Here is a 12,734-nt window from a genome sequence, read left to right as displayed (position 1 = left end):
GATTCCGACACGAATCGACTTATTGGGAACATATCGGGCACCGCTGGCGCGGTGCCCTTGCCCTCTTCGACTTTCAGCCGCAGCTCTCGCTATCAACAATCTACTACGCAAGAGCGTTCCTGTTATATTATCACCAATCTCGTCATCAATTTTGCAGAGTGCTGTAAATGCAGTGAGTTCTGAGAAATCTGAACTCTCTAAATAAAATGAATTGAGTGCTTCGGTAGCTTCTTTGATTTCATCTTCAGGTGATGGGGTGGGACTCTCTGGTCGGGTTATAAATGGTATTTCGTTATCGTTGAGTTCAACACTGGTTGACCCGATTACCCCCTCCCCCTCTAATTGATGAAGGATTTTGTTAGAACGGTCTTGGTAGATATTTGCTTTTTCTAATTCAAGTCTGAAGACCGAACGTGGCCATGCTGGGTGGTCATTCAAACGGCTAACGATCGCCTGTTCTATGAACCGCTGTTGCTTTTCCCATATCTCTTGCCCCGACTCTGAACGCCCCATTACTGCACAAATCCAACACCCTTACTTAAAGAACATCGGGCCATACATGTAGTTCACACCTGTGAGCATTCTTCCGACACAGTCGCGTGGAGTAAGCCAACAGATTAAATTGACACCAAAGCGCAATGGATTTCGCTCGCTGCAGGGTCGGGACAATACTGTCATCAATTGAAGATTGCGACTTCATGCAGTTGTGGTTACCACTGAGTCCTCAGTAATGATGAGAAGTTGACTAGTCACTCAATGGGTCGGTCATGATCACTGTTGTGACTAACTCCAATGGGTATAAAAGATCTGTTGAGTGAAGACTGATCTCGACGAATAAATTGAACGGCGGGTAGAGGGAGGTGTATTGACATCCATTGCCGCTGTCTTGATGCTGCTTACTAGCGTCGTTCCCCGAAACACTCTAGGAACAGTAGCTAGTCACCTTGACATATAGGTCAATGACTGACCCCGATTCACAGCCCCCGATGCAGGACTGCCAGGCCGAACTCGTCGCTGCACTCGACTTGGACGAATTCTCTCCGGACGCCTATACGTCGGCACCGTATCTCGAAGCGGCCCTCGAGGCCGGCTTCGATGTTGTCGACCTCGCCACCGCACACGATGTCTCGAAGCGGTCGATTTACCGGGTGCTGGACCGCCACGATATCGACTACGAAACGCCGCCGAAGAACGGCCCCGCCCGCCGGCTCTGGAACGCCCATCCCGACACGGTGCCTGGTGATGACTGATGGGCGCGACCGACGCAGCTGCGACCGTCGACGCTGGGATGGACTCAGCACTTGTCGAGACAATCCAGCGCATCGAGGAAGGTGATGTCCTCGTCGTCAACGGCGACTCGAGAACCTGGGATGTCTCCGATGTCGTCGACCGGTCCATCGAAGACCCGAGCGATGCTCGCGAGTCCAAGCGTGTCTGTCGTCTCTCCTGCGGGGCGTCGGTGTTCGGGTTAGAGCTCGTCGCGTATCCGGACCGCTACACAGCGTCGCTCCACGTGCTTGCGACCGAAGACTGGACTGAGGACGGCCAGGTATTCGACGTCCACGACGTCGAGATACTCACCCAGCAAGTTCCATGGGTGGTCGTGACGGGAGGAGGAGACACGTACCATTTCCCGGACCCACAGGCAGCTGCGTTCGGTGAAGCACAGCCGGCCTGTGGCGGTGGGAACCCTGGGGCTGCGTATCGTGTTGTCCGCTCCAATACCGTCCGTCCCACATACTCGGCCTGCAAGGACTGTCTGCGCCACGAGAAACCTGTCGCGCTTGAGTCGGTCACGTGCCCGTCGTGTTCAAAGTCGATCTGTCACGGGACCTTCCAGGGCGGTGCGGTGGGGGCCGTCGACGGACTGTCGATTACGTGTCCCCGGTGTGACTTCGAGGGTGTGGCTGACGTCGACGTGGCCAGCGGCTTCGCCGGCGTGGACGATTCGAAGGCGTAACCTACAGAGACTGCTGACTCGCAGCCGTTGAGCCGGTAAACTCTATGTTGCTATATCGAATATCTGTAGACTAGAGTCAGATTGAATATCTAGATACAGAATCCAGATACAGTATACAGATACACAATATGCAAGTCCGAACGCACATACAGATGACTGATCTGTGATGTCGAAACGGCGACTCAGAACTGTGTCTCTTGCCGCTCGGTGAAGCGCTCATACCCGTCTTCGCCGGCCTCAATGAGATCAGGTCGGACCTCCGCAAGTCCTGCCCGGACGAGCAATCCCAGGACTGACCCGCGACTCTCTGAATCAGTAGCGCCCCTGTCGAGATACTCCCGAACATCGGCCCCGACAGCATCGAGTTGTCCAGCCTCGTCGAGGCCACGGATCAACGCTGCGAGGTTCCGGTCTCGCATGGTGAGGTTCGTCGGTACTTCGCCAGCATCGAGTTCTTCGTAGACGTCGGCGATGTACTCCTCTAACGACGGCACGTCGGGCTCAGTGTCTTGTTGCTGTGGCTCGCTCTGGTGCCGTTTCTGCTCCTTCGATTGTTTGAGTAGCTCTTCGGGGTCTCGGTCGTCTGTGGTGTCGCTCATCGGTCTGTGAGTCTGTGCAGCAGTTGCTCAGTGTTCGCACTGTACGCCTCACGGGCTCGCTTCCCGGTCGCATAGAGCTCATCATCAGGGACGGCGAAGAGCGTCCGGCCCGCGTTCTGGTTGTTTCCGATGTCAGCGGTCTTCGTGACAGGCTCGCCCACGATCTCGGGATACTCCTCGGTCACATACTCGACGAATGACTCTGAGAGTGTCTCCTGACTACTGATGATCGTGGGAATGATCAACGCCAGGCCGAGGTCGACATCAAGGTCAGCACTGATTTCTTCCAGCGTCGCATCCAGTTTCTGGAGTTGGTCACGCTCGAAGGCACCAGGCTTCAGTGGGGCAACGACATTTCGGGCAGCGAAGAGGCCATTGAGTGCGATGTTATCCTCCTTGCCCGGGAGGTCGAAGATGACGAGGTCGTACTGTTCGGCGACGAGGTCCTCGACAAAGCCATCGAGTTTCTGGTAGCGCTCTTCGAGTGGGACGTTCGCGAGGTTGTTATCTGCGCCACCCAGGCCTGGATCAGCTGGGATGAGATCCGGCCCCTCGTCGGTCGCGAACGTCATCCGATCCAGCAAGTCGTCGATGTTATCTCGGAGGAACGCCCAGTCGTCACCGAAGACAGCCGAGATCGGTGCGTCGATGGAGACGCCACCGTCGGTTGCGGTGTCTTCGTTGACGATGGAGAGCCCGAAGTGAGTCGCGAGGTCGTTCTGTGTCCCGGCAAGGTCGACCAGGAGCACCTCGTGGCCCATATTGTGTGCGGCAACGGCGATGTGAGCGGCGCTGGTTGTCTTTCCAACGCCTCCCTTTTCGACGTATGTTGCCGCCCGTTGTATTGATGCCATATACAGATACTGTATACATATCGGTGATACAAATAAGTCCGTCAGACATAGAGTGATATTACTCTCCGCCGCAGAATTTCTGACAACTATGCGGTCAGATTCACACTGTTGTGAATGTGAGTGAAGTCCCAGAAGTCAGGTTGTTGATGCGAAATTTACGGTTCGACTCTGTCCCGAATGTACACCCTGAAGGGCATTCGATACTGACATCTCTAGTGAGAAAACGTCCCGTGGTATCACTACCTGTTCCCCCACCATGGCCGCTATCTTGTATTGTTAGACTACCGTCTGACGCCTCTTGCGATGGCTGGACTGTTGTTGCGGCGGAATGTGATACAGCCCCCGCATTTTCCCTCGCCTCTGAAGTATTGGGGAACGGACTGTCCTCAGGGGGTTTGACTTGAATGAGTTGGTCAAGAAATGTTCCAATCTCAATGGTATAACCATCGGTTGGAGTAAGCTCTAGAACCCAATCATAGCGACCGGGTTCTACATCTGAATCAGCGAAATTAAACTCAAACACACCCTTGTCAGGTTGTATATCTGGCGTGACCTCGTATTCGCCGCTGGGGTACGAGAGTCTAAGTGTTCGCTCCCAGTCAGCAGAAATCGACGGTTGATGGGTGATGAATGCCGCGTCCGTTGATTGTGCGAAGACGTACTGATATCCATAAATGAGGGGCTTTTGGCCACTTGACTCAATGACTGACCCGTCCTCAATAAGTTCGAATGAATACCTTGCACAAGCTTGGTTAGACATGATCGATGTGTCGCCCTGCCAGGTTCCATTGATTTCTGTTCGAGTTCCGTTTACCCTGGCATACAAGGTACCTGAATCGTCGAGTTTCCCATCGTCGAAGTGATCTAGATAGAACTTATCCACCTTTTGGGAGCTCTTACGGCTTTTTGACGGATTGGCTGTAGTACTTTCACCAATAGTCTGTGTTTCAGTGGCGGTGGCTCTATCTGAATCTGGAGACTCCATCTCTTCCGTACTCTCACCTCCCTGAAACCGAAGACATCCTGAAGTGTGCAGGACACCGATGGTCCCACCAATTTTGAGAAAATCACGTCGGTGCATGTCTGTCATATGCTAGGTCGAATTATTAACAGTTATTAAGCATTTGGTTATCTGATAAAGTGAATGTATAGGTAATCAGAATGTAATACTTGATACTATACTCATGTAGTATCAGATTCTTCTATACTATTTTTCTCCAGTCATCAATACTACTCTCGAGGGACAACTTGGAGCTCGAAAGTTTCGTATCCAGAGTTGATGACGACTCCAGAAGTTGTTGCAGCAATGAGGGTGAGATCGGCTCCCATTGAAAATGCTGTTTCGCCTGTTGTCGGAACAAGGCCGTACAGTTCATCAATGGCAGTACCATACCACAGGAGGCCACCTTGGTATACCAGCAGTTCCGGTGTCAAACCACTCTCATTCTCCAATGTACGTGACCAGCGCTGTTGCCCGTCTCTAATGTTAGCACAAAGGAGGCCATTTGTTGTCGGTACGACGACGTTTTCTCCCACGATCACTGGTCGCCCAGCGACTTCACTTCCGACACTCCACTTGTACTCTAATGTTTCTGGATCGAGTCTGCGTAGTTCTCGCTCTACATCGGCTACCAGATCGCCCTGGTAGCCCACTGGGTATCCGACGTTCAGCGGTGCGCGGTACTGGATTGTTCCATCTGTCACCGCAAAGCCAACGAGGAAGTTCTCAAAGCCAATATGGAGTGTATCATTTAATCGGCTTAGTCCACTTGAGAACGCACTGTTTCCGACCGTATTCGTCCATTTTTCATTGAGGCCTATTCGATCCAATACAATGATGTGATTCGCATACCGCTCTTCGTACTCAGTTGACTCTTCGACTGTGCTACACACGAGCAGGTCCCCAACTGTGGTGAGTCTCGATATATTGCCCTGAATTTCGGTCCTTGTCTGTCGTTCTCCATTCTCCGCGTCGAACCGGTAAATCGTCGAGATATTGTCGTCGGCTGCCTGACTCCCAACATAACAGTCTGAGTCAGTCAATTCGACAACTGAACTGTTGACTGGTGCCTCAAGCGTAGCTAAAGGGGTCGCCGAGCCAAAATTTCGGAGTTGAATCTCGTCGCGAGTGGCGACCAGATACGATGTTCCAGTCGCCGATAGTGCACTGATATCCATTGAGAGTGTTTGTACTGTCTCAACCGATGCGGCTGTCGACGCATAGTCCGACGGTGTGTTGGTCGCTCTCTGTGTGCCTTGGGAAACGGTCCTCGTGGCTGACCCTGCTTGTGTTGTCGGTTCCGACTCATCGGCGTCTTGGAAACTCAGGCAACCACCGGTTCCGGAAGCTGCCAGTAGTGTGAGTAACTCCCGTCGCTTCATGTGTTTGTCTTCAGTGAGAAAGCTCCAACCTGATTTTCCATCACGACTGCCAACGTGTTTCCTAACGCGAGGGCGTCGTGCGTTGAAGCAGCGAAGCGAGTCTGGACCTGTTTTTTTCCAGTTTCAATATCGAACCCGTACAACTCGCGATTGCGCTCTTCATCAGGCAAATCAGTCGGTGTAACCCACACATAGTCGCCGACGATAGCTGGTGAAGATTTCATAGGTCGATCAGTAGTCGTCTGCCATACTGTTTCACCTGTGTCAAGATCAACTGCATGTACCTGTGAGTAGGAAGCAAAATATGCACGATTGCGATAGAAGGTTGGTGCCGCAGTGTAGACATACATGGAGTCGTTCTGTTCCTCGAGTAAATGTCGCCAAGCAACAGAGCCGTCAGGGTCGATTTTCACCAGCTCTACGCCAGCCCCACCAGCAACTGGCGCGTACAGGCTCCCGTCGTACTGCCGGAGCGGTGCGGTCACGTAGCCGTCAACGGTCCAAGTAACAGTCCCCGTAGCCGGATTCCGGGCTTCGATTCGATTTTGATCTCCGGTCCCGAACCCGACAATAGCCTGTCCCTCGAACGCGACGCCACCTGTGTACGATCTCCCAGTTTCAGAAACCGACCAAACCCGACTGAAGTCACGTTTCGACAATCCGACGATCTCGTTTGTCGTGTCATCATCAGAGTTGTGGTCGGTCCCGACCACGACATGGTCGTTCGTAACAACAGGTGGCCCACCAGCGGGGCCAACGTCCGCTGTCGCGGCAATTGTCCCGGTCTCTGTATTAGCCTTGTACAGCCCAGGCTTCAGAAACGACGTATAGTAGAGGGTATCAGTATCAACTGTTCCAAGCAGTGAAATATGCTCTTGTTCCGTTCGCCAGCGTTCTGTGCCATCGTCTGTCGAGAGGGCCCGAACGCCATTCTGTGACCCGGAATAGACTGTGTTTCCGTCTACAATGGCTTTTCCTGTTGGATTGAAAAATGCGTTCCACTCTCGGGTCAACGATACAGGTGGTTTAGGCGTACTTGTTGTCGGTGGGACCGTCGTTGTTTCGTCTATTGAACGTTCTGTGCTGGCCTGTTTATCGGTTTGAGTGGCAGTTGACGGTGTTTCAGTCCCTGTTCTGAGACATCCAGTGAGGAAGCCGCTACCAAGTGTTGCGAGTAGCGTCCGTCGACTATACCGCGTCAGATTACTATCGGTCATGAGCCACACCCAGATAACTGAGTCACAGTATCTCGATTTGACTGCAAATAAGTCACCCCTGTCAACCGCTTCGAAGTCTGTCGCGAATTGTCCATTCTCATTCGGTGGTTTGACGAGAATCGCTCAAAATCATGTCCTGGGCTCAAGCGAGTATAGTGTGCTGTGATAGGTTGAGCAAATGGGGTGAATATCCTGATAACGTCAACCAAGCGTATTGTTCGGCATTGAAAACACGTCATATTCGTTCCAAGAATATCCATAACAAAATGGTTTTCAAACGGGCAATATACTTGGCATATCCTGCTATTACGACATCTCACCGCTACTGGGATATAATAGCTATTGCAGGCGCAGAAGCGATTCACACCCACTTTCCACTGTGTTCAGAGTAGGGGACCAGGCCGGAGAAACAGGAACACGACCACGTTCAGTGCCAACCCGAATAGCGTGGTGACACTTCCGGCCGTCAACATGAGCGCCCCTTCCCGGGAGCTGTATTGCCGGCGAACCACATAGCCACAGACAAGCGCGATTGGACCAAGCACGTATGGAGCTACGACAACAGCAAGTGTAGCAGCGAAGACTCCAGAAAAGAAAAGCAAACCATGGTGATTGTTCGCTTTTCCGTGCCGATGGCGGAACTGTGACAGGGCGTAGGCGGCACCCACAACCAAATTGAGTCCTGGAACGAGGATCCCACCAATGACCGGCCACGAGAATGACCCAGCTTGTCGACTATCTATGGCTACAAGCGGCAGCAAAAGAATTGAGGCTCCCCAGCAGGCCCAGAGGAGATTTCGGAGAGATCCAAGGGTAAACAAATATCCAAGCACAAGTCCAGCAGTCCAGAGCGACACGGTTACGGTAATGATTAGGGGTAATCTCCCAGCTCGGCGAGTCATATTCAACCAATATAATTGTCGATACTAAAAACAGACTATTCAAAAAGTACTATGAAACCAAAAGCTAAGTATCCCTGATAAAATAGGGGTGGTATATGCCTGTGAGAGGTGTGGGGGCAATACTACGTGGTGGATTTGATGCCATCTTTCGTCCGCACAAATTTGTTGAATTTCAAACGGACTCGTATGGGGCTTCCCGGCTTGGTGTGATCCGACAGTTAGGGTCACTTTTGGGAGTCTATATCGTGAACCTTGCCGCATACGCGATCCCACTCACCCTCGCTGGCATTGGTGTCCAGTCCTCACAGCCTGCTCCAGAGAACTACGCCAGAATCGCTGGTTCATATGGTATTGATCCAGTGGCCAGTTGGCAGTTGCTCATGGCGTTTATTCAGAACTCCTTGTTCATCTCCATAGCAACTGCGATCACGCTAGTGACGTTCCACGTGGGCGTCCTCATTGTCCGGGACTCACAAGGTATTGTCCAGAGCATGCACACTGTCGTGTACACGACAAGTGCGTACCTCGTCGCGACGTTCTCCGCTGTCTGGTATCTGACTAACCAAGCTGGCGTCAGTGGCGCACGCCAACTCATCAGGAACCTTCAGGCCGCGTTCGTCTATGCCATCATCGACGCACTCGGAGCGGGAGTTGAGCTTCCCGGTGGCCGACCAGACTCTCTTGGCGTTACTACCATTTCGACCGAGGGGCAGTGGATTTTGGCAATTCTTACACTGACGCTACTATATTACCTTTTTTCCCTGTATCTTGGCGCTCGGATCAACCATCGCGCAACACGGAGTAACGCGGCGATTGCCGTCGTCGCTGTTGCTCTTTCACCGGTCGTCTACGTTACCGGGTCAATCATCGCATACATCCTTACCTAACATGTCACAACAAGACCAACAGACTTCGAATGGATCGAGTCAGCCGACCACCACAGACCAGCCGGATGGCTACGACAAAGTCATGCTCGAAACCAATCCGACGACCAAGCCAACGTTGATTCGACTAGCTGTCGTCTTACTCCTCAGTTTGGGTGTGGTTGGGTACCTCCAACTCAATCCAGAAACGCTTGGATCACCGGATATTACAAATACGGCAGCACTCGTTGTCCTCCTACTCGGGCTTGTATTGACGGTCCGGTTTCTGGTCCGGACTATTATTCTTGTCAGGACAACCTATACGGTGACAAGGAGTCGCGTTGAGCAAGAATACGAGCTCCTGTTCCGTACCCACTCAAAGGGAATTCGATTCGATAAACTCCGGAGTCACGAACTGAACCAGAACCGTATTCAGTCAATTTTGGGGTACGGAACGATCTCGATGAACCGTGGGCTGGGTCCGCTTCGATTAGAGAACGTCGACGAGCCTGAGGCGGTCTACGAAACCATCAGAACGTGTGCCAAGCAAGTGGACTAATTTCATGAACCAAACGACCATAATCAAAAAAACTCTCATGCCATGCAACGACGTAAGTACTTATTAGCGCTATCTGCAATCTCAGGGGGTTGCTTAAGTTTCCAAGAAGAAGAGGCAGGCACTGCGACACCTAGTTCTTCAACTCCGGAAAAAAGCGCTCCAGATGCCGAAAATTCTGACATTGCAGTCAACACGCCTACTGAGACTGAAAGCCTATTTGAGAAATCTAACATTGACTGGAGTAATGAAACAACGTTCAGACGCGGCTATTTCAACCATGGATATTTCTACGCCGTCGGCGGTGACGTCATAGCAATGGATCCCAGTACTGGATTTAGAGAATGGAGGTTCAGAGATAACCGTCCTGCAGCGGGTATTAATGATGAATCGTTTTCTTATACTGAAGATCTTGTTCTAGCACCCTCCTATGTATACGAAAATGGGTCTGACGAAACTGCCATTCTATATGCACTTAATCAATCAGGTGAGAAGGTATGGGAATTCGACACAGTCGGAAAAGATATTAGCCCAAGTCCGGTACACAGCAGCAATCACATTATCCTGGCCAGTGACAATTTCTCCACTGACGGTGCACAGGAAGGATCAGTCACAGTATATTGCGTAGACTTAGCCGGCAATCCCGTCTGGGACACCACATTTGATAGCGAATACATATTGAATATAGCGGCATTCAACAATAGGGTCTATATTTCTGTCCCGGGTGACGGAGTTACAGTATTAGATATTGAAACCGGCGACACAATAGCAGGGAGTCTCATCGATTCGGAGTATGTGCGTTTCCATCAGTATGAGAATTATTTATTCTTATTGAGCGAGGAGGTGTTCAAATATGACTTGAGGTCTGACACGATAATTTGGAGGTCTGGGCAAATTGGAAGAATAGATAGTATCAACACAAAGGTAATATCTGAGGTGTCTGGCCAATTATTACTTATTGCAGATGGCAAAATCAAATCCATTAGTAGGAAAAATGGAGATCAGAAATGGGAGTACGCATCTGGTGACAGTGTGAAAATACAGAACTCTCCATTGGAAGTATCTGACAACTATTTATGGGCAGTAGATGAGGTAGAGCGGATTCATGCCGTTAAGTACAATGGCGAAGAAGAATTCGTGACGAAGACATTTGGAACTACGCCCGGAATTGCTGGTGAAGATGGCAAAGTTATCATCTCGGATCGTTCCGCGGATGAGACCTTCAAATTGGATCCTAATTTTTGAATCACTCCCGGGTAACAGATTATTGGTCAAGCCTCAACTGTAACTGGAAATTGTAGTTGAGGCGCGACCAGCGCTTGCAGGCAGCGATGGAAGCGCTGGTAGACCAAGATAGAGATCCGATTAAGATTCACGAACTGTACCTGGGATCTGGCATTAGAGATCACAACGGGGCGTCGCACTTGTATGGCCTGTCCATAAGCGGACTATTGCGTACGCCGAGGGAAACGTTCACGTCAATACCTAGTGGGCGATGGATCGCTGGCGTAATCCTAGCTCTCGCCTCACCAAGTAACTCCAAGGGCAAACTGACGCCGTATCGTGAAGTGTATCAACTTTATCGTCGTGTCCAACGAAAACCGAGGAAAGAAGCGCTCCAAACAGATTTCAAAATTGTGTCTCCACCAATAATTCATACGATAAGAGTATTTTGAATTGATGAATTTCAGCTTAGATCTAATCGTCTAACACCAGACTCTTCATTAGCTACAATAACCGAAGTATCGGTGGTACCTAGATGGATGGGTTCTTCATTCACATTGCCAATATCATATTTGTTCCCCGATTTTTTATTAATTGCAACCAATTCATTAGTACCTTCATAGCTCGACCAGATATGATCTTGGGTATAAACAAGGTCAGAAAGAAGGGACGGTTTTATATTGGTCTTCCAGTTTATTTCTCCCGTTTCATTATCAACCGACCAGATATTATTTTTACCGACAATATATAGTTGGTTTGATTTGTATAGGCGATTAATGGGATTATATCTGTCTTTTTCATACGATATTACATCAGTCCCCCATTCGATTTCACCGGTAGGAAGGCGTCTTTTTTTCATGATAATATTTCCGTCTGAAGGAAGGGTATATCCAAAGTCATCTAAAAAATAGTCAACTCTTTTGATTGTATCGCTCAGGGGACTCTCAGTGTCTAGTTCACCACTCTCGTGATCAAACACCCGGTCATCGGTTGAGTTTACAATTATTTTTCCATCAAGAGAATACAGGCTATCAACATGCCCACCTGTTGACTCGGTTTTCCATTCTAATTCACCGTTTTCTTTGTTTACGCAATAAACCGTATATGGAGTACTCTGATCAAAGCTTCCTCCTTGTTTCTGTCCACAAATTATAATTGTACTATCAATAACCATCGGATGTGGCCCCAGCTCTTCATTATCTGATTCATACTCCCACAGGATATCTCCGGATTCAGCCGATAGGGCATATAGTTTCGCTCCGGTATCGCTATCGTCGGCTTGAGTACTACTCAAATATAGAACGTCATCAGATAGAGTGATATTATCTCCCCATAATAGTGTATCTAATTCTGTCTCCCACTGAACCCCGCCAGTTCGGGTATTGACTGCGTAGAGTGACGAAAGGTTAGAAATATATGCTTGCTCGTTTTCAATAACCACCTCAAAGCCACGTCTGTCCATATTCCATGTTTCAGTAACCTGAGGCGGTCCGGATTCGAAAGTCGTAGTTTCCGACTGAGACTCTGTGGAAGGTGGCGGAGTCCGTGTCTGATTTGGATTCTCACCCATCCTAAGACATCCTGTTATGAGTCCAGTACTAAGTGTTGTCAGCAATGTTCGTCGACTGTATGTTTTTGATTTATCAGCAGTCATTACTTCTAATTTACAAGTAGTGGCCTAGTATTGTATTTAGCACTACGGTGATAGTAATTGTATATTAATTGTATTAAAACGATTGGAAACGCTCAGTCATTGATATAAGATGGATAGAAAAATTATTAATAGCTATGAATACTCGTGGGTTGAGGATCGTTGGTGATACTCTCCGAGATCTAAAGCGACGAACCCCTCTTCCGTTTCGAACCTCTTCAGTCACACTGAGCCGGAAACAGCCTAAAATCGGTTACGGGGTTTCGTTCGGTAGCATAATACTACAACGCTCATCCGTAGCACATTGTTGATTTCACAGAGTTGCTCGAACAGCGTGTTTGAGAGCGTCTCGGCCGGGTTTCCGAAACAGCTCTCGGCGTAGTTGAAACGCTCTGAGATACTGTGTTAGCTTGTCTTTGGAGATACCTCGGTGGGGCGAGAGCCACCGTCGCACCCGCGACGCGTGGCTCTCGCAGGCGTTGACGTGCACCTCGTCGTCGGCGTATTCGCCGTCGCCGTGGACGAC

At 50.1% G+C, this 12,734-nt stretch carries 12 protein-coding genes and 1 pseudogene; 5 read left to right on the top strand and 8 right to left on the bottom strand.

What is annotated here, in order from left to right:
* A partial coding sequence (locus tag VI234_RS20795) for a hypothetical protein (protein ID WP_336331172.1) occupies window positions 1–513 on the bottom strand: 513 nt, incomplete at its 3' end.
* Window positions 514–959: 446 nt separating this feature from the next.
* On the opposite strand from VI234_RS20795, the gene VI234_RS20790 reads away from it, so the two are divergent.
* Entirely contained in the window at window positions 960–1,250 is a 291-nt protein-coding gene (locus tag VI234_RS20790; protein ID WP_336331171.1) for a hypothetical protein, read from the top strand.
* The gene (locus tag VI234_RS20785; RefSeq protein WP_336331170.1) at window positions 1,250–1,960 is read left to right on the top strand and encodes a hypothetical protein; all 711 of its coding nucleotides are present in this window, start codon (window positions 1,250–1,252) and stop codon (window positions 1,958–1,960) included. The genes VI234_RS20790 and VI234_RS20785 overlap by 1 nt, the downstream gene beginning before the upstream one ends.
* Window positions 1,961–2,142: 182 nt before the next feature.
* Here VI234_RS20785 and VI234_RS20780 read toward each other — a convergent pair whose 3' ends face one another.
* From VI234_RS20780 to VI234_RS20760, 5 genes are all read right to left on the bottom strand, one after another.
* Window positions 2,143–2,559 carry a hypothetical protein gene (locus tag VI234_RS20780; RefSeq protein ID WP_336331169.1) on the bottom strand — a complete coding sequence of 139 codons (417 nt, stop codon included), beginning with the start codon at window positions 2,557–2,559 and terminating at the stop codon, window positions 2,143–2,145.
* Window positions 2,556–3,413 carry a ParA family protein gene (locus tag VI234_RS20775; protein ID WP_336331168.1) on the bottom strand — a complete coding sequence of 286 codons (858 nt, stop codon included), beginning with the start codon at window positions 3,411–3,413 and terminating at the stop codon, window positions 2,556–2,558. Before VI234_RS20775 ends, VI234_RS20780 begins: the two co-directional genes overlap by 4 nt.
* A gap of 100 nt (window positions 3,414–3,513) precedes the next feature.
* Complete coding sequence (locus VI234_RS20770; RefSeq protein ID WP_336331167.1) at window positions 3,514–4,503, bottom strand: hypothetical protein; 990 nt, start codon at window positions 4,501–4,503, stop codon at window positions 3,514–3,516.
* 140 nt (window positions 4,504–4,643) lie between these two features.
* The gene (locus tag VI234_RS20765; RefSeq protein ID WP_336331166.1) at window positions 4,644–5,456 is read right to left on the bottom strand and encodes an outer membrane protein assembly factor BamB family protein; all 813 of its coding nucleotides are present in this window, start codon (window positions 5,454–5,456) and stop codon (window positions 4,644–4,646) included.
* A gap of 335 nt (window positions 5,457–5,791) precedes the next feature.
* Window positions 5,792–6,808, bottom strand: a complete 1,017-nt coding sequence (locus VI234_RS20760; protein ID WP_336331165.1) for an outer membrane protein assembly factor BamB family protein — start codon at window positions 6,806–6,808, stop codon at window positions 5,792–5,794.
* 1,351 nt (window positions 6,809–8,159) lie between these two features.
* Between VI234_RS20760 and VI234_RS20755 the strand changes: the two genes are divergently transcribed.
* The 3 genes from VI234_RS20755 to VI234_RS20745 are packed head-to-tail and all read left to right on the top strand — an operon-like array spanning window position 8,160 to window position 10,578.
* On the top strand, window positions 8,160–8,801 hold the full coding sequence (locus tag VI234_RS20755; protein WP_336331164.1) for a hypothetical protein: 642 nt from the start codon (window positions 8,160–8,162) through the stop codon (window positions 8,799–8,801).
* A 1-nt stretch (window position 8,802) separates the two neighbouring features.
* Window positions 8,803–9,336 (top strand): PH domain-containing protein, encoded by a 534-nt coding sequence (locus VI234_RS20750; protein ID WP_336331163.1) that lies wholly within the window; start codon window positions 8,803–8,805, stop codon window positions 9,334–9,336.
* Between the two features lie 42 nt (window positions 9,337–9,378).
* On the top strand, window positions 9,379–10,578 hold the full coding sequence (locus VI234_RS20745; RefSeq protein WP_336331162.1) for an outer membrane protein assembly factor BamB family protein: 1,200 nt from the start codon (window positions 9,379–9,381) through the stop codon (window positions 10,576–10,578).
* Between the two features lie 442 nt (window positions 10,579–11,020).
* Here VI234_RS20745 and VI234_RS20735 read toward each other — a convergent pair whose 3' ends face one another.
* Entirely contained in the window at window positions 11,021–12,127 is a 1,107-nt protein-coding gene (locus tag VI234_RS20735; RefSeq protein WP_336331161.1) for an outer membrane protein assembly factor BamB family protein, read from the bottom strand.
* Between the two features lie 394 nt (window positions 12,128–12,521).
* A pseudogene (locus VI234_RS20730) lies at window positions 12,522–12,734 on the bottom strand (IS1595 family transposase); the annotation flags it as partial.

The sequence above is a fragment of the Haloarcula sp. CGMCC 1.2071 genome, assembly GCF_037078445.1.
In the GTDB taxonomy this organism is placed as follows: domain Archaea; phylum Halobacteriota; class Halobacteria; order Halobacteriales; family Haloarculaceae; genus Haloarcula; species Haloarcula amylolytica.
Note: the sequence above shows the minus strand (reverse complement) of the source record. Positions and strands in the feature narration are given on the sequence as shown.